Below are 15,782 nucleotides of genomic sequence, written 5' to 3'. Positions count from 1 at the left end.
ACAGGGAAACGTCAAATAAAGGTTTCAACCGACACGCCGAAGCGCCCCGCCAGCCAGCGGATCTGCCTCAAATTGAGCTGGCGCTTGCCGCTTAACACCTCCGATACCACCGACTGGGTGCCGACGCCCGGCAAGTCGCTCTGGCTCATCCCATGCTCGCGCATCAGGTAGCGAAGTGTCTCGACGCCGCTGGCCTTGGGCATTGGCCGATGTTGGTGATCCCAAGCCTCGATCCATTCGCCGATGATGTCCACCAGGCTCATAAGGGGATGGGCTTCGTCTTCACCAATCAATTCCAGCAATTCATCGAGAGCTGCGACCAACCGGTCGTAGTCCTCCTCGTTCCTGGGTTTGCGCAGCAGGGGCGACACAAACTCCCAATGGGCGGCGACTTGTTCGATTAGTGCACTCATCCCTTTTCCTCCTTCCACTTGCCTCTGTCGTATTCCTGATGATCCAGCACGCATTTGATGTACAAGCGCTGAGGCCGATAGCGAACCACGGCAATCAGTCGCAATTTATTGCCACCAATATCGAACACATGTAGCGGACCGACCTTGTCGGTTGCGGGAAAAATGGATTTCATCGCAGCGAAGTCAGCCGGGCTGTTGCGTTTGATAAGCCGATACCATTGATCCAGCGAATTGGCGCAGCGCGGCCATTTTTCCTTGGCCTCCCAGATGCGCTTCTCAGTGATCACATGCATGCAATGTCCTTATCGCATTTTGCTATGGAGGAGTTAAACACAGATCGGACGCATCGCAAATTGCGATAGAGCCGAATAGACAGAAGGTTGCCGAAGTGTTTTTTTAGCCTAGTCACTCAAGGCTTCAAGACTTCGGCAAAAAATGTGAGCGGATGTGAGCCCTGCTCACCCCACCTTATCGTTGCCCTGCTCAGGCGTCTCGATGCCCGGTTCTGCCTCGCCACTCTCTGCTTCACCAGCCGGTTTGGCCGGCGGTTTTTTCTCGGGGTAGCCGGGCATGCCGCGGGCGTCTTCGGGAGTCAGTTCATCCCGTTCGTGGCGACGGTCGATGGCGTAGGACGGGGCGGCGTTCGGGTCTTCGTCGCGGCCGGCAGTGCCGAGTACGAAGCCGTCGTCGTTAGGGTTCGTTGGTGCCTGGGGGATGGTCGGGTCTTGAGGATTGCTCATGGGGCCTCCTGGGTTGCGAACAGGTGCTGTGTGTTTTTTTGAGGGCCTGGGGGGTTTTCAGTGCGGCGCACCTGATGAATGGCAGTCTTGATAAATGTCCTGGGAAAATGCCTGGATTGTGAGCCCGCTCCCACAAGGGAAATCCGGTGGTAATGCTGCCTGCGCCCTACGCCATATCACTCTGGCTGAATTCTTCGGCCAGAAAATCAATCAGCGTGCGCACCGACGGCAGCAACCCGCGCCGGGAGGCGAAGATCGCATGGACGATCCCGCACTTGGGCGTCCAGCCCGGTACCAATTCCACCAGCCGGCCAGCAGCCAGGTCTTCGCGCACCACCACGGCGGGCAGATGAGCGATGCCGATACCCGCCAGTACCGCGTGACGCAGGGCCAGCAGGTCATCGGTGACCATGCGTGGTTCATGGCGAATCAACGCGCTGGCGCCGTCCGGGCCGAACAATTCCCACTGGTATTCACGCTGCGCCGCCCCCCAGTGCACGCTCGGCAAACCGTGCAGGTCCGCCGGTGAAGCGGGTGAGGACAGGCGCTCGCGGTAGGCCGGGCTGCCTACCAGGCACTGGGTGCTGTTGCCCAGTACTTTCATGACCATGTCGGTGTTTTCCAGCGGCGGAAAGCGTACCCGCAACGCGATATCGAAACCCTCATGGATCAGGTCGACCCGGCGGTTGGTGCTCTCAATGAACAACTCCACCCGTGGGTACTTGAGCATGTAGCGGGTCAGCATCGGCCCGACCCAGCTGTTGAGCAACGCTGTCGGGCAACTGATACGCACCAGGCCCTGGGGCTCGGAGCGGTTGCGCTCGATCACTTCGGCCGCGCTCTCGGCCTCGACCCGCATCGCCAGGCAGCGCTGGTAGTAGGCCTGGCCGATCTCCGTCAACGAGCAATGACGACTGGAGCGATGGATCAACCGCACCCCAAGGCGTTCTTCCAGTTGGGCAATGCGCCGGCTGAGCTTCGATTTGGGCATGTCCAGCGCTCGGCCGGCGGCGGCGAAACCGCCGTGCTCGACCACTTGGGTGAAGTAGTAAAGCGTATTGAGGTCTTCGATGATCGTTCTCCAAATAGAACGCTAAGGCTGATTTTTGCAGTCTAGCGCATCAAAGGTGCCAGTTTTAATCTATGTCCATCGCTTAGCAACACACCAACACTGAAAACTTTAACCACGCCGAACCGTTCGGCAGCCAAAACTTAGAGGACTAACGCCATGACCACTTCCTACAAGCGTCTCGACAAAGATAACGCCGCCGTTCTGCTGGTGGACCACCAGGCTGGCCTGCTGTCGCTGGTGCGTGACATCGACCCGGACCGCTTCAAGAACAACGTGCTGGCCCTGGCCGACCTGGCCAAATACTTCGAGCTGCCGACCATCCTCACCACCAGTTTCGAAACCGGCCCCAACGGCCCGTTGATGCCCGAGCTCAAGAGCCTGTTCCCGGACGCGCCGTACATCGCCCGTCCCGGCCAGATCAACGCCTGGGACAACGAAGATTTCGTCAAGGCGATCAAAGCCACCGGCAAGAAGCAACTGATCATCGCCGGCGTCGTCACGGAAGTCTGTGTAGCCTTCCCGGCACTGTCGGCCCTGGCCGAAGGTTTCGAGGTGTTCGTGGTCACCGATGCCTCTGGCACCTTCAACGAGCTGACCCGTCAATCGGCCTGGGACCGCATGTCCTCCTCGGGTGCGCAATTGATGACCTGGTTCGGTCTGGCCTGCGAACTGCATCGCGACTGGCGCAACGATGTAGAAGGGCTGGCGACCTTGTTCTCCAACCACATCCCGGACTACCGCAACCTGATGACCAGCTACAACACGCTGACCAGCGCGAAGTAACCGGCAACGCGTAACCCCTGTGGGAGCGAGCCCGCTCGCGATGACGGCAGGACAGTCAATGATGTATTGACTGTCAGGCCGCAATCGCGAGCAGGCTCGCTCCCACAAGTGTTTGCGGTGTGCTCTACACGGTGGTCAAATCTTTACCAATGATCTTTTCCGGAGTTGTCCCAATGCTGATCCCCTGCCCCCACTGCAACGGGCTCAACCGCATCCCCGCCGAACGCCTGGGCGATGAGCCCAAGTGCGGGCGCTGCAAGGCCCAGGTGTTATTGAGCAAACCGTTCGAACTCAAGCAAGGCGACTATGCCAGCCAGATCAAGGGTGACCTGCCGTTACTGGTGGATGTGTGGGCCGATTGGTGCGGGCCATGCAAATCCTTCGCGCCCGTGTTCGAACAGGCTGCCACGCAACTGGTGGGTAAATGCCGCCTGGCCAAGCTCGACAGCGAAGCCAACCAGCAGCTATCGGCACAGCTGGGGATCCGCTCGATACCCAGCCTGATCCTGTTCAAGGACGGCCGCGAAGTGGCGCGCCAGAGCGGGGCATTGCCGTTGCCGCAGTTGATGAGTTGGTTGCGCGGCCAGGGGATTTGACCTCAGCACTGTGGGAGCGAGCCTGCTCGCGATAGCGGACTGCCTGGCTACCTCTATGTTGAATGTGCCACCGCAATCGCGAGCAGGCTCGCTCCCACAGTGGACTTGTATACGCCCGTCAATCAGGCGCTTTCCAGCAAGCTATGCAACTCCATGAACTGCTGGGTCAGCTTGTGACGCGGGTCCAGATGGATCAGGGGCAAGCTCGCCTGATGGGATTCTCGCATGCGCACCGAACTGCTCAGGTACACCGGCAAAACCGGCAAGCCTTCGGCAATGAGTTCGTCAAGGATCTGCTGCGGCAGGCTGGCCCGCGCCTGGAACTGATTGACGACGATGCCTTCGACTTCGAGCCCTTCGTTGTGGTCGTCCTTGAGCTCTTCTATTTCCGCCAACAGACCGTACAACGCCTGACGTGAAAAGCTGTCGCAATCGAAGGGAATCAGCACACGATCAGCGGCGATCAGTGCCGAAACCGCATAGAAGTTCAAGGCGGGCGGGGTATCCAGATAGATCCGGTCGTAATCCTCGCCCAGCTCTTCGAGCAACTTGCGCAGTTTGTTGATCTTGTGTTTCGCCTCAAGCTTGGGTTGCAGATCCGTCAGCTCGGCGGTGGCAGTGATGACGTGCAGGTTGTCGAACGGTGTTTCGTAGATATCCACCTTGTTCTTTTTCGAGAAGGGCCCGGACGACAGGGTTTGCTTGAAGAAATCGGCGATACCCATGGGGATGTCGTCGCCGGTAAGGCCCGTCAGGTATTGAGTCGAATTGGCCTGGGCATCCAGGTCCACCAACAGCGTGCGATACCCCTCGCTGGCACTGACCGCTGCCAGATTGCAGGCGATGCTGGACTTGCCCACGCCACCTTTCTGATTGAATACCACGCGCCGCATGTCAAAACCTCCGTGTATCAAAGATTCCCGAGTGTAGTAGGCCTCGATACCCCTTCGCTACCTTCGCTGCGGACGGACTACGACGCCGGAGGTTTTTTCCACCCCTGAAGCATCAACTTGGCGCAAGAGTGACAGAAACGTCCGACAGACATACTCGTCATAATCGCGACAATGGCTCTTGTCTGCGCCTGGACGAACGAACCGGTACATTTCGCTGAGCAAAATGTAACCAGCATTTGCTACAAGCCAACCGCACCCGGATAATGCGCGCCACTTGGGTCGCAAGACCATGCAGGGTTGGACGCGGGTCAAACCACTGAACCGTGACAATAAAAGCCCGCAGGGGTGGGGTGTATTTGTGATCAATTTCAACATCGCCCAATGGCGCGCGTGGGCCCCTGGGCTCGAAAGCGTGGACGACTGGCAGGCATGGAGCCGACAGCCGGTCGTGTTGCCCGCCAGCGATGCCGCCCCTGACGTTTCGTTTCTGCCGGCCATGCAGCGCCGTCGCCTCAGTCGCCTGGCGCGGATGGCCTTCAGCGTGGGCTGGCCGCTGGCCGAAGGCCGGTCGAACCTGCCGTTGGTCTTTATTTCCCGTCACGGCGAAACCCCGCGTACTTTTGAGATTCTCAAGGACCTGGCAGCCAACCAACCGTTATCGCCGACTCAATTCAGCCTGTCGGTGCATAACGCCGTGATCGGCCTGTGGTCGATCCTGCGCGGCGAAACCAGCGAAATGACCGCCCTGGCGGCCACGGGCGACGGGCTGGAACACGGGATCCTGGAAGCCGTTGCGCTGCTGAACGAGGGAGCGGCGGCGGTGCTGCTGGTGATCACCGAAGAGCAGCCACCCCAGGTGTACGCTCCCTGGGTCAACGATGTGCCCTTCCCCTATGCAGTGGGCTTGCTGTTGACTCCAGGCGACGATTGGCAACTGGACCTGTCCACCCAGGCCGGTCAAAGGCCCGCCAGCGACTGGCCCCATGCCCTGGGTTTGTTGCGTACGCTGCTGAACAACCTATCCACCTGCCAACATGCCTGGAAGAATCGTGTATGGACCTGGCAACGCAACCGGTGAACGGTAAACATCGCGACGCCTACTACTGGCGCCTGATCGCGACTGCGGCAAGCTTCGTCCTGTTCGGGCTAGGCGGGCTGTGCCTGCGATTGCTGGTGTTTCCATTGCTGGCCTGGCTGCCCGGCGACGCCCAGGCCCACCGCCTGCGAGCCCGCCGCACTGTGGGGCGACTGTTCTGGTTCTTTATCCGTTTCATGGCCCGCACCGGCGTGCTCACCTATCAGATCGACGGCGCGGAGAAACTCGGTCGCCCCGGGCAAATGATCATCGCCAACCATCCGTCGCTGATCGACGTGGTGTTCCTGATCGGCCTGGTGCGCGACGCCAACTGCGTGGTCAAGCAGAGCCTGTGGGAAAACCCCTTCACCCGCGGCCCGCTGCGTTCGACCCAATACATCAGCAACGACGGCAGCATGGACATGCTTGATGCCGCCAGCGACGCCCTGCAGGACGGCCAGAGCCTGATCGTGTTCCCCGAAGGCACCCGTACTCGGCCAGGCCAACCACCGGCCTTTCATCGGGGCGCAGCGGCCATCGCGCTGCGAGGTGCGAAAATCCTCACTCCGGTGACCATCAAGGTCAGCCCCACCACTTTGACCAAGGCCGAACCCTGGTATCGCATCCCTCAGCGCCGCGTGCACTTCAGTTTCCACGTGGGGGCCGATATAGATCCACAGGCGTTCGCCGCGCTCGGCCCTGCGCCGCAGGCTTCGCGCAGGCTCAACGATTTTCTGCATCACTATTACATCAAGGAGCTCGCCGAAGATGAGCGATCTGCACCATGACATCAAACAGCTGATCATCGACGCCCTCGGCCTGGAGGACATCAGCACCGACGATATCGGCGACCATCAGACCCTGTTCGGCGAAGGCCTGGGCCTGGACTCGGTGGATGCCCTGGAGCTGGGCCTGGCGATCCAGAGGGAGTACGGGATCAAGATCGATGCCGACGCCAAGGACACCCGCAACCATTTCAGCAATGTGGCAAGCCTTGCGGCCTTCGTCACTGCAAATCGCGTAGCCTGAGACCGGACCATGCAAACTCGTGACGACATTTTCAATACCCTGCGCGATGCTCTGGTCGAGCTTTTCGAGCTGGACCCTGAGCGCGTAACGCTGGAGTCGAACCTGTATCAGGACCTGGAAATCGACAGCATCGACGCGGTCGACCTGATCGACCACATCAAGCGCCAGACCGGCAAGAAGATCGCCGCCGAAGAGTTCAAGTCGGTGCGCACCGTCAACGACGTGGTCGAGGCGGTCTATCGACTGGTTCAACCGGCCGCATGACCCGGCTGATTGGCCTCGGCCTGCTGCTGGTGGGCCTGTTGTACCCCTTTGCGGTGTATTTCGGCATGGAGCATTTCGCCCCATGGCAGTTCGGCCTGCTGCTGGGTAGCCTGTGGCTGGCCCGGGCATTGCTCGGTAAAAGCGGGCCCGGCAGCCGCTGGATGGCGGTTACGGCAATTGCCTTCAGTGTTTTGCTCGCGCTGTTCGACAGCCCGCTCCTGCTGCGCTGGTATCCGGTGCTGATCAGCGCCTTCATGCTCGGGCTGTTCGCCCTGAGTCTGAAATACGGTCCGCCGATGGTCGAGCGCCTGGCGCGCCTGCGCGAACCGCAGCTACCGGCCAACGCGGTGGTGTATACCCGCCAGGTCACGGTGGTCTGGAGTGTGTTTTTCCTGTGTAACGGCTTGCTCGCCGCCGCCCTCACCCTCTGGGCGCCGCTGAGCTGGTGGATGTTGTACACCGGCCTGATTTCCTACGGATTGATGGGGCTGCTGTTTGCCATTGAATGGCTTATACGACAACGGGTAAGAGGCCGCCCATGAATTGGATAACACTTGAGCAGATGTTGCTCAGAGCCCAGCCGGACCGTGCTGTGGCCGTCGACCCGGCGCTGAGCCACTCGCAACTGCGGGACGCGGCGCTGGGCCTGGCCGCCGGTCTGCAGGCCCGCGGCGTACGGCGCATAGCGGTGCACCTGGAAGACGCCGCCGACCTGGCGGTGGCCCTGCTCGGTGCCTGGCGCGCCGGGGCCAGCGTCCTGCTCCCGGCCGACCTGCAAGCCCAGACCCGCCAGCGCTGGTCGGCGGACGTCGACCTGTGGTTGACCGATCAACCCACGGACATCCGTCTCGACGACCTGCGACAAGCCCCCCTTGAGGCCACTGAACTGGACCTCGATCAGTGCTGGCTGAGCCTGTGCACCTCCGGGTCAAGCGGCGAGCCCAAGCGCATCGAGAAAAATCTGCGTCAGTTGAGCAACGAAGTCCAGGCCCTGGAACAATTGTGGGGCACCGACCTGGGCCCGGCCTGCGTGATCGGCAGCGTCGCCACCCAGCACATCTATGGCCTGCTGTTTCGGGTGCTGTGGCCGCTGTGTGCCGGGCGTACATTCGTGCGCCGGCAACTGGCTTTTCCCGAAGACCTGCAACGCGCCAGCCGTCAGTACCCGGCTTTTGCCTGGGTCGCCAGCCCGGCCTTGCTCAAGCGCATGGGCGATAACCTCGACTGGCCAGCCTTGAGCTGCGTACGCCGGGTATTCTCCTCCGGTGGTGCCTTGCCGACCGAGGCCGCCCAAAGCCTGCACCAGCGGCTGGGGCAATGGCCGACGGAAATCTTTGGCAGTTCGGAAACCGGCGGCATCGCCTGGCGTCAGGGCGCAGGCTTATGGCAGCCCTTCGCCGACGTAAAGCTGAGCCAGGACAGTGACGGCGCCTTGCTGATCGCCTCGCCTTATCTGCCGGCCGGCCATGTGGAACACACCGCCGACGCGGCGCGGATCGCCGGGGATGGACGCTTCGAACTGCTCGGGCGGCTGGATCGCATCGTCAAGCTTGAAGAGAAACGCATCTCCCTGCCCATGCTGGAACAGGCGTTGATGGCCCACGACTGGGTCAGCGAAGCCCGACTGGGGGTGGTCCAGGAAAACCGCGCCTCCCTCGGGGCGCTGCTGGTGCTGAGCGAAAGCGGCCTGCACGCCTTGCGCAACCTGGGTCGACGCGCCGTGACCGAGGCCTTGCGCCGTCACTTGAGCGAACACTGCGAAACCCTCGCCTTGCCTCGGCGCTGGCGCTGGCTGCGGCAGTTGCCGCTCAACGCCCAAGGCAAGCTGCCCCAGGCCGAAGTCGAAGCCCTGCTGATGGCTGCGCGCCCCAAAGCCCCGCAAGTGCTCGAACAGGTCGAAACCGACGGGCAATGGAGCCTGCAACTGCTAGTGCCCCCGGACCTGGCGTATTTCAGCGGCCACTTTCCCACCGCACCGGTCCTCCCCGGCGTGGTGCAGGTCGACTGGGCCTTGAGCCTGGGCCGACAACTGATGGACCTGCCGCCGCGGTTCGTCGGCATGGAAGTGCTGAAGTTCCAGCAACTGATGCGCCCCGGCGATGAAATCCAACTGCACCTGCGTTTCGACCGCGAGCGCGGCAAGCTGTACTTCGCTTATCGCAATGACACGGCGGCCTGTTCGAGTGGGCGGATTGTCCTGGGGGTGGCCGATGATTGATTGCACCGCCCTCCTGTGGCGAGGGAGCTTGCTCCCGCTGGGCTGCGAAGCAGCCCCAAGCGTTTCAAATCGCCGGGCGAGTGCTGCGCACTCGAGCGGGAGCAAGCTCCCTCGCCACAATAAGCGCCCTGTTCACAATGGATCGGTGGAAGGCGCAAACCATGCATAACCCCTGCGCCGTCATCCCGGTCTACAACCACGAAACCGCCGTCGCGACCGTGGTGCAAGCGCTGCTCGCCAACGGCTTGCCCTGCGTGCTGGTGGACGACGCCAGCAGCCCGGCCTGCGCGGCGGTATTGGAGCGGCTGGCCGAGGGCGAACAGGTCCATCTGGTCAGGCTGGCGGTCAATCAAGGCAAGGGTGGCGCGGTGATGACCGGCCTGCGGGAAGCGTCGCGCCTGGGCTTCAGCCACGCCCTGCAGGTCGATGCCGACGGGCAACACGATCTTGGCGACGTAAGGAACTTCATCGAGCAATCCCGCGCTCACCCGGAGGCGGTGATCTGCGGTTATCCCCAATACGATGAGAGCGTGCCCAAAGGCCGCTTGTATGCACGCTACCTGACGCATGTCATGGTCTGGATCAACAGCCTGTCCCTGCAAATCCGCGACTCGATGTGCGGGTTTCGGGTCTACCCGTTGCCACCGGTCCTGACGCTGATCGATTCGGCGAACATTGGCAAGCGCATGGATTTCGACTCCGACATCCTGGTGCGCCTGGCCTGGCGCAATCAACCGATGCGCTGGTTGCGTACCCGGGTTCACTACCCCTTGGACGGGGTTTCGCACTTTCGCCTGTTCCACGACAACGTACTGATTTCCAGCATGCACACCCGGTTGTTCTTCGGCATGCTGGTGCGCTCCCCCCTGATTCTCTGGCGACGGTGGCGAACATGAGCCTTGAGACAGACAAGCAGCACTGGGCCGACCGCCAGGAGCGCGGCAGTTTCTGGCTGATGAAACTCACCGCGTTCGCCGCCAAGGTGTTGGGCCGCCGCTTATTGAGCCCGTTGCTCTACGGCATCGTCCTGTACTTCTTCATTTTCGGCCGCAGCGCCCGGCAGGCAGCCTGGCAATACCAGCAGCGCCTGGCCGACTGGAGCGGCCGCACCGAGCTGCGCCCAAGCCATTGGCGAGTGTTCGGGCAGTTCATGGCATTTGCCGACTCCCTGCTGGACAAGCTCGACGTCTGGAACGGCAAGCTGAGCCTGGAACAGATCGAAATCGTCGATCCGGCATTGCTGCGCGATCACTTGCGCGACGGCCGTGGGCAGATGCTGGTGGGCGCACACCTGGGCAACCTGGAAATGTGCCGGGCCCTGGCCGAGCTGGGCGAGAAAGTGACCATGAACGTGCTGGTGCACACCAAGCACGCCGAACAGTTCAATCGTTTGCTGGGGGAAGCCGGCGCCACGCATCTGCGGCTGATCCAGGTCAGCGAGCTGGACCCGGTGATCATGCTGCAACTGAGCGAACGCCTGGAACGCGGCGAGTGGCTGGCGATAGCCGGCGACCGCATACCGCTGCACGGCGCACGCACTGTGACCGTGGACTTCATGGGTCGCCCGGCGGCATTTCCCCAAGGGCCCTGGCTGCTGGCCGGGCTGCTCAAATGCCCGATCAACCTGCTGATGTGCCTCAAGCACGAGGGACGCTATCGGGTCACCCTCGAACCCTTCGCCGAGGCCGTGGTGTGGAAACGCAGCGACCGCGAGCAGGTCATCACCCATTGGGCCGGCCTCTACGCCCAGCGCCTGGCGCACTATTGCCTCCAGGCACCGCAACAGTGGTTCAACTTTTACCCTTTCTGGAAGACCGATGACGATGCCCACTCTTGAGCCGGTAACCTTCGGCGAACGCCCCTTGCGCATCGAGGACGTACTGGCCCTGGCCAATCGTCAGGTGCAGACGCGGTTGCAGGACGATCCGACATTCCGCCAGCGCATCGCCAAGGGTGCGCAATTCCTCGACTCTTTGCTGGACAAGGAAGGCGTGATCTACGGTGTGACCACCGGTTACGGCGACTCCTGCGTGGTGGCCGTGCCGTTGCACCACGTCGAGGCCCTGCCCCGTCACTTGTATACGTTCCACGGTTGCGGCCTGGGCAAACTGCTGGACCCGCAGGCCACCCGCGCCGTGCTGGCCGCGCGTTTGCAGTCGCTGTGCCACGGCGTGTCCGGGGTGCGCGTGGAACTGCTGGAGCGACTCCAGGCCTTTCTCGAACATGACATCCTGCCGCTGATTCCGGAAGAAGGCTCGGTGGGCGCCAGCGGGGACCTGACGCCGCTGTCCTACGTCGCCGCCACCCTCTCCGGCGAGCGGGAAGTGATGTTCGCTGGCGAACGCCGCCTGGCCGCCGATGTGCACCGCGAACTCGGTTGGACTCCGTTGGTGCTGCGGCCCAAGGAAGCCCTCGCGCTGATGAACGGCACCGCCGTGATGACCGGCCTGGCCTGCCTGGCCTTCGCCCGCGCCGACTACCTGTTGCAACTGGCAACCCGCATCACCGCGCTGAACGTGGTCGCGCTGCAAGGCAACCCGGAGCACTTCGACGAGCGCCTGTTCGCCGCCAAGCCGCATCCGGGGCAAATGCAAGTGGCCGCGTGGCTGCGCAAGGACCTGGCGATCGACGCCCCCACCGCGCCGCTGCATCGCCTGCAGGATCGCTACTCCCTGCGCTGCGCCCCCCACGTGCTCGGCGTGCTGGCCGACAGTCTGAACTGGCTGCGTTCATTCATCGAAATCGAGCTCAACAGCGCCAACGACAACCCGATCATCGACGCCGAAGCCGAGCGCGTACTGCACGGCGGGCATTTCTACGGCGGGCATATCGCCTTTGCCATGGACAGCCTCAAGAACCTGGTGGCCAACGTCGCCGATCTGCTGGACCGCCAGCTCGCGCTATTGGTCGACGAACGCTACAACCACGGCTTGCCGAGCAACCTGTCCGGCGCCAGCGCCGAGCGAGCGATGCTCAACCATGGCTTCAAGGCGGTGCAGATCGGCACCAGCGCCTGGACCGCCGAAGCCTTGAAAAACACCATGCCGGCCAGCGTGTTCTCGCGCTCCACCGAATGCCACAACCAGGACAAAGTGAGCATGGGCACCATCGCTGCCCGGGATGCGATCCGCGTGCTGGAACTGACCGAACAAGTGGCCGCCGCGACGCTGCTGGCCGCCAACCAGGGCGTGTGGCTGCGCAGCCGTGCCGAAGATGCCCGACCGCTGCCGTCGGCCTTGGCCGACATGCACGAACAATTGGCCGTGGATTTCCCGCCGGTCATCGAGGATCGCGCCCTGGAAGGCGAATTGCGCCTGTGCCTGCAACGCATCGCCGAACAACACTGGAGGCTGCATGCGTAGCCAAGGGGTGTTGCACGTCGAAACGCAGATCGTGGTGCCGTTTTTCGATGTCGATTCGATGAACGTGGTCTGGCACGGTCATTACGTCAAGTACCTGGAAGTGGCCCGCTGCGCCTTGCTCGACCTGATCGGCCACAACTACAACGACATGCTCGCATCCGGCTATGCGTGGCCGGTGATCGACCTGCAACTGCGCTACGTGCGCAGCGCCGTGTTCGGTCAGACCCTGACCGTGCGCGCCAGCCTGGTGGAATGGGAGAGCCGCCTGAAGATCAATTACCTGATCAGCGACGCAGCCACGGGTGAGCGCCTGACCCGCGCCAGCTCGGTGCAAGTGGCGGTGGACGTCGCGAGTCGCGAAATGCTGTTGGCCTCGCCGCGGGTCTTTGTCCAAGCCGTTGAAAGGAAATTACCGTGAAGCGCCTGTTCATCTGGCTGCTGCTGTGGGGCCTGGCGCCCTTTGCCCAGGCGTTCGACTTGCAACAGTTGAGCGAACAACTGGCGCGCCCGGACGTGATCCACGGCCAGTTCATCCAGGAAAAACACCTGCGCGCCCTACCCCAGCCGCTCACCAGCAAGGGCCGTTTCGTATTGGCAAAAAACCATGGCCTGCTGTGGCTGCTGCAAACCCCGCTGCAGCAGGATTACCGCATCACCCCCCAGGGAATCGCCCGGCGCGATGGCGACACCTGGCAGACACTGCCGAACAAGAGTGCCGGCGCCGAGCAGAATCGGTTGTTCCTTGCGGTGTTACAGGGCGACAGCAGCGGCCTGCAACGAGACTTCGACCTCAGTCTGTCGGGCCAACCGCAGCAGTGGAAGCTCACCTTGACCCCGCGCTCGGTGCTGCTCAAACAAATCTTCAACCAGATCAACATCGATGGCGGCGAACTGGTGCAGCGTATCGAACTGCTGGAAACCCAGGGTGACCGTACCGTGCTGCGCATGCAGGACAGCACCAGCGCGAAAGCCTTGAGCGAAGCGGAGCAACATGACTTTGCCGAGTGAACACAAGCTGCCGCGACTGTTCCTGATTCTGCTGTTGGCGGTGCTGGCGCTGGCCGGTTGGCAGTGGCGCAATGGCGCGCCGCTGTCGGCCAACCTCATGGAGCTGGTGCCCGGTACCGCTCCTGATGCGCTTGAACTCATCGCCGAACAACGCATGCAAGAACCCCTCAACCGCGAGGTGCTGCTACTGGTCGGGCACACCGAGCGCCAACAGGCGATCGCCCTGGCGCAAACCCTTGGCGAGCAATGGCAGGCCAGCGGTTTGTTCGACAAGGTCCAGTGGACGTTGCAGACCGATCTGCCGGCATTGCGCATGCAATTGCTCAAGGGGCGACTGGCGATGCTCTCGGCCGCGGATCGGCAACAACTGATCGATCAGCCCCAGGCTTTCATTCAGCAACGGGTGCAGGCGCTCTTCGATCCGTTCAGCGGCTTCAGCCTGGTGCCGAGCCAGGACGACTGGCTGGGCCTGACCGGGCGCATCCAGAACAGCCAGCCCCAACGCGGTGCGATACAGCTGGATGTGGGCAGCGGCGCGCTGATCGCTGAAGCCGACGGCAAACACTGGGTGCTGTTGCGCGCCCGCACCCATGGCAACGCCTTCGACATGGACCTGCCGCTGCAAGTGGCCGATCTGCTGCAACGCAGCCGTGATCAGGCGGGCCAGACCCAAGGGCAATTGCTGGCGGCCAGCGGCCTGCTGTACGCCGCCAGTGGCCAACAACAGGCTTCGCGGGAAATCACCTGGGTGGGCGGCGGGGCGACAATCGGCATTTTGCTGTTGCTGTTGCTGGCCTTCCGACGCTTGCGAGCGTGGCTGGCATTCGTACCGGTACTGGTGGGTATCCTGTTCGGCGCGGTGGCCTGCGTGGCGCTGTTCGGTCGCATGCATGTCATGACCCTGGTGCTGGGTTCCAGCCTGATCGGTGTGGCGGTGGATTACCCGCTGCACTACCTGTCCAAAAGCTGGAGCCTCAAACCGTGGCGCAGTTGGTCGGCCCTACGCCTGACCCTGCCGGGACTGAGCCTGAGCCTGGCGACCACCTGCATCGGCTACCTGGCCCTGGCCTGGACGCCGTTCCCGGCCCTGACCCAGATCGCGATCTTTTCCGCCGCCGGTTTGATCGGTGCTTACCTGACAGCGGTTTGCCTCTTGCCGGCACTGCTCAAGGGCGTGGACTTACACCCGGCCCAGTGGCCGCTGCGGCTGTGCGAACACCTGCTCAGGGCGCGCGAAGCGCTGCTGGCGCGGGTGCGAACACCGGTCTTGTTGGGGCTCTTGCTGATCTTCTGCGCCGGCGGCCTCTGGCAACTGACCACGAAAAACGACATTCGCCAATGGATCGGCACGCCTGAGCAGTTGACCGACGAAGCCCAGGCCATCGCCCGTATCACCGGCTTCCAACCCACCAGCCAGTTCTTCCTGATCCGCGCCGATAACCAGTCACACCTGCTGGAACGTCAAACGGTGCTCAACGAGCGGCTGGAGCAGTTGATTGGCCTGGAGAAGCTTGAGGGCTACCTGTCGCTGAACCAACTGGTCAGCCCGCCCGCCGAACAGCAGAAAGTGCGTGACGCCCTGGCCCGGTTGCCGGCGTTCTGGCAACCGCTGCTGGACCTGGGAGTGCCGGTCGCCGCACTGCAAGCCGAACTGACGCAATTGCAGGCCTTGCCGGTGACCGACATCGATACCGCACTGGCCGGCCCCCTGGCCGAACCGTACCGCACACTCTGGCTCGGCCCGACGGCGGAGGGCGTGGCGGCGGTGGTCAGCCTGCAAGGCTTGAATGATGCAGCGCTGCTCAGGGTGCAGACGCTGGATCTGCCCGGCGTACAACTGGTCGATCGTCTGGGGGACCTGAACCGGGTCTTTGCCGCCACGCAAGTCAGCGCCGCCGAATTGAAACTGGCCTCCTGCGTGCTCATCTTGCTGTTATTGACCTGGCCGTTCGGTGTCGGCGGCGCCCTTCGCGTCGTCGCCCTGCCGTTGTTGGCGGCGCTGTGCAGCCTGGCGAGCCTCGGCTGGCTGGGCCAGCCACTGACCCTGTTCGGTCTGTTCGGTCTGTTGCTGGTCACCGCCATCGGTGTCGATTACGCGATCCTGATGCGCGAACAGATAGGCGGCGCCGCGGTGAGCCTGCTGGGCACCCTGCTGGCGGCAGTCACCACCTGGTTGTCGTTCGGCCTGTTGGCAGTTTCCAGCACGCCGGCGGTGAGCAACTTCGGCCTGGCGGTCAGCCTGGGGCTGGCCTTCAGTTTCATGCTAGCGCCGTGGGCCGGACATCAGGCCCACGCGGCAGCGGTTACGGAGCCGGCCCAGTGATCATCC

General features: G+C 62.7%; 19 protein-coding genes. 14 read left to right on the top strand and 5 right to left on the bottom strand.

Annotation, left to right across the window (positions count from 1 at the left end):
- Nucleotides 1-11: 11 nt before the first annotated feature.
- The 4 genes from MKS85_RS20520 to MKS85_RS20505 all read right to left on the bottom strand — a co-directional run bounded on the left by MKS85_RS20520 (nt 12) and on the right by MKS85_RS20505 (nt 2,225).
- Entirely contained in the window at nt 12-413 is a 402-nt protein-coding gene (locus tag MKS85_RS20520) for a type II toxin-antitoxin system HigA family antitoxin (protein WP_076382957.1), read from the bottom strand.
- Nucleotides 410-706 (bottom strand): type II toxin-antitoxin system HigB family toxin, encoded by a 297-nt coding sequence (locus MKS85_RS20515; protein ID WP_188252186.1) that lies wholly within the window; start codon nt 704-706, stop codon nt 410-412. Before MKS85_RS20515 ends, MKS85_RS20520 begins: the two co-directional genes overlap by 4 nt.
- Nucleotides 707-871: 165 nt before the next feature.
- Nucleotides 872-1,153 carry a hypothetical protein gene (locus tag MKS85_RS20510; protein WP_047225931.1) on the bottom strand — a complete coding sequence of 94 codons (282 nt, stop codon included), beginning with the start codon at nt 1,151-1,153 and terminating at the stop codon, nt 872-874.
- A 166-nt stretch (nt 1,154-1,319) separates the two neighbouring features.
- Entirely contained in the window at nt 1,320-2,225 is a 906-nt protein-coding gene (locus MKS85_RS20505; protein WP_188252209.1) for a LysR family transcriptional regulator, read from the bottom strand.
- A 156-nt stretch (nt 2,226-2,381) separates the two neighbouring features.
- On the opposite strand from MKS85_RS20505, the gene ycaC reads away from it, so the two are divergent.
- Both ycaC and trxC read left to right on the top strand, forming a co-directional pair.
- Nucleotides 2,382-3,008: an isochorismate family cysteine hydrolase YcaC gene (gene ycaC, locus MKS85_RS20500; protein WP_047225933.1), complete on the top strand. Its 627-nt coding sequence runs from the start codon at nt 2,382-2,384 to the stop codon at nt 3,006-3,008.
- 173 nt (nt 3,009-3,181) lie between these two features.
- The gene (gene trxC / locus MKS85_RS20495) at nt 3,182-3,604 is read left to right on the top strand and encodes a thioredoxin TrxC (RefSeq protein WP_171061286.1); all 423 of its coding nucleotides are present in this window, start codon (nt 3,182-3,184) and stop codon (nt 3,602-3,604) included.
- 122 nt (nt 3,605-3,726) lie between these two features.
- Here the strand turns inward: trxC and MKS85_RS20490 are convergent, their stop codons facing one another.
- The gene (locus MKS85_RS20490) at nt 3,727-4,497 is read right to left on the bottom strand and encodes a ParA family protein (protein WP_047225935.1); all 771 of its coding nucleotides are present in this window, start codon (nt 4,495-4,497) and stop codon (nt 3,727-3,729) included.
- Nucleotides 4,498-4,855: 358 nt separating this feature from the next.
- Between MKS85_RS20490 and MKS85_RS20485 the strand changes: the two genes are divergently transcribed.
- From MKS85_RS20485 to MKS85_RS20430, 12 genes are all read left to right on the top strand, one after another.
- Nucleotides 4,856-5,575 carry a beta-ketoacyl synthase chain length factor gene (locus MKS85_RS20485; RefSeq protein WP_076386490.1) on the top strand — a complete coding sequence of 240 codons (720 nt, stop codon included), beginning with the start codon at nt 4,856-4,858 and terminating at the stop codon, nt 5,573-5,575.
- Nucleotides 5,551-6,360 carry a 1-acyl-sn-glycerol-3-phosphate acyltransferase gene (locus tag MKS85_RS20480; RefSeq protein WP_047225936.1) on the top strand — a complete coding sequence of 270 codons (810 nt, stop codon included), beginning with the start codon at nt 5,551-5,553 and terminating at the stop codon, nt 6,358-6,360. The genes MKS85_RS20485 and MKS85_RS20480 overlap by 25 nt, the downstream gene beginning before the upstream one ends.
- Nucleotides 6,341-6,601: a phosphopantetheine-binding protein gene (locus MKS85_RS20475; protein WP_047225937.1), complete on the top strand. Its 261-nt coding sequence runs from the start codon at nt 6,341-6,343 to the stop codon at nt 6,599-6,601. The genes MKS85_RS20480 and MKS85_RS20475 overlap by 20 nt, the downstream gene beginning before the upstream one ends.
- Nucleotides 6,602-6,610: 9 nt before the next feature.
- A complete protein-coding gene (locus MKS85_RS20470) occupies nt 6,611-6,865 on the top strand; it encodes an acyl carrier protein (RefSeq protein ID WP_030140951.1) in 255 nt (84 codons plus the stop codon).
- Nucleotides 6,862-7,407 carry a membrane protein gene (locus MKS85_RS20465; protein ID WP_047225938.1) on the top strand — a complete coding sequence of 182 codons (546 nt, stop codon included), beginning with the start codon at nt 6,862-6,864 and terminating at the stop codon, nt 7,405-7,407. The genes MKS85_RS20470 and MKS85_RS20465 overlap by 4 nt, the downstream gene beginning before the upstream one ends.
- Nucleotides 7,404-9,083, top strand: coding sequence for an AMP-binding protein (locus MKS85_RS20460; RefSeq protein WP_188252185.1), 1,680 nt, complete (start codon nt 7,404-7,406; stop codon nt 9,081-9,083). Before MKS85_RS20465 ends, MKS85_RS20460 begins: the two co-directional genes overlap by 4 nt.
- A 161-nt stretch (nt 9,084-9,244) precedes the next feature.
- The gene (locus MKS85_RS20455; protein ID WP_188252184.1) at nt 9,245-9,979 is read left to right on the top strand and encodes a glycosyltransferase family 2 protein; all 735 of its coding nucleotides are present in this window, start codon (nt 9,245-9,247) and stop codon (nt 9,977-9,979) included.
- The gene (locus MKS85_RS20450) at nt 9,976-10,920 is read left to right on the top strand and encodes a glycosyl transferase (protein ID WP_188252183.1); all 945 of its coding nucleotides are present in this window, start codon (nt 9,976-9,978) and stop codon (nt 10,918-10,920) included. The genes MKS85_RS20455 and MKS85_RS20450 overlap by 4 nt, the downstream gene beginning before the upstream one ends.
- A complete protein-coding gene (hutH, locus tag MKS85_RS20445; RefSeq protein ID WP_188252182.1) occupies nt 10,901-12,445 on the top strand; it encodes a histidine ammonia-lyase in 1,545 nt (514 codons plus the stop codon). The genes MKS85_RS20450 and hutH overlap by 20 nt, the downstream gene beginning before the upstream one ends.
- Nucleotides 12,438-12,863, top strand: coding sequence for a thioesterase family protein (locus MKS85_RS20440; RefSeq protein WP_188252181.1), 426 nt, complete (start codon nt 12,438-12,440; stop codon nt 12,861-12,863). The genes hutH and MKS85_RS20440 overlap by 8 nt, the downstream gene beginning before the upstream one ends.
- Nucleotides 12,860-13,453, top strand: a complete 594-nt coding sequence (locus MKS85_RS20435) for an outer membrane lipoprotein carrier protein LolA (protein WP_139048617.1) — start codon at nt 12,860-12,862, stop codon at nt 13,451-13,453. The genes MKS85_RS20440 and MKS85_RS20435 overlap by 4 nt, the downstream gene beginning before the upstream one ends.
- Entirely contained in the window at nt 13,437-15,776 is a 2,340-nt protein-coding gene (locus tag MKS85_RS20430) for an MMPL family transporter (RefSeq protein WP_188252180.1), read from the top strand. Before MKS85_RS20435 ends, MKS85_RS20430 begins: the two co-directional genes overlap by 17 nt.
- Nucleotides 15,777-15,782: the final 6 nt, after the last annotated feature.

This window comes from Pseudomonas sp. JL2 (assembly GCF_031570495.1).
Classification (GTDB): domain Bacteria; phylum Pseudomonadota; class Gammaproteobacteria; order Pseudomonadales; family Pseudomonadaceae; genus Aquipseudomonas; species Aquipseudomonas rhizophila.
Note: the sequence above shows the minus strand (reverse complement) of the source record. Positions and strands in the feature narration are given on the sequence as shown.

Bases quoted from the DNA above. Each gene is read 5' to 3' on its own strand.
- trxC (WP_171061286.1), top strand. From the start codon at position 3,182: ATGCTGATCCCCTGCCCCCACTGCAACGGGCTCAACCGCATCCCCGCC.
- MKS85_RS20465 (WP_047225938.1), top strand. From the start codon at position 6,862: ATGACCCGGCTGATTGGCCTCGGCCTGCTGCTGGTGGGCCTGTTGTAC.
- MKS85_RS20515 (WP_188252186.1), bottom strand. From the start codon at position 706: ATGCATGTGATCACTGAGAAGCGCATCTGGGAGGCCAAGGAAAAATGG.
- MKS85_RS20520 (WP_076382957.1), bottom strand. From the start codon at position 413: ATGAGTGCACTAATCGAACAAGTCGCCGCCCATTGGGAGTTTGTGTCG.
- MKS85_RS20450 (WP_188252183.1), top strand. From the start codon at position 9,976: ATGAGCCTTGAGACAGACAAGCAGCACTGGGCCGACCGCCAGGAGCGC.
- MKS85_RS20475 (WP_047225937.1), top strand. From the start codon at position 6,341: ATGAGCGATCTGCACCATGACATCAAACAGCTGATCATCGACGCCCTC.
- ycaC (WP_047225933.1), top strand. From the start codon at position 2,382: ATGACCACTTCCTACAAGCGTCTCGACAAAGATAACGCCGCCGTTCTG.
- MKS85_RS20490 (WP_047225935.1), bottom strand. From the start codon at position 4,497: ATGCGGCGCGTGGTATTCAATCAGAAAGGTGGCGTGGGCAAGTCCAGC.
- MKS85_RS20510 (WP_047225931.1), bottom strand. From the start codon at position 1,153: ATGAGCAATCCTCAAGACCCGACCATCCCCCAGGCACCAACGAACCCT.
- MKS85_RS20480 (WP_047225936.1), top strand. From the start codon at position 5,551: ATGGACCTGGCAACGCAACCGGTGAACGGTAAACATCGCGACGCCTAC.
- MKS85_RS20440 (WP_188252181.1), top strand. From the start codon at position 12,438: ATGCGTAGCCAAGGGGTGTTGCACGTCGAAACGCAGATCGTGGTGCCG.
- MKS85_RS20460 (WP_188252185.1), top strand. From the start codon at position 7,404: ATGAATTGGATAACACTTGAGCAGATGTTGCTCAGAGCCCAGCCGGAC.
- MKS85_RS20430 (WP_188252180.1), top strand. From the start codon at position 13,437: ATGACTTTGCCGAGTGAACACAAGCTGCCGCGACTGTTCCTGATTCTG.
- MKS85_RS20455 (WP_188252184.1), top strand. From the start codon at position 9,245: ATGCATAACCCCTGCGCCGTCATCCCGGTCTACAACCACGAAACCGCC.
- MKS85_RS20470 (WP_030140951.1), top strand. From the start codon at position 6,611: ATGCAAACTCGTGACGACATTTTCAATACCCTGCGCGATGCTCTGGTC.
- hutH (WP_188252182.1), top strand. From the start codon at position 10,901: ATGACGATGCCCACTCTTGAGCCGGTAACCTTCGGCGAACGCCCCTTG.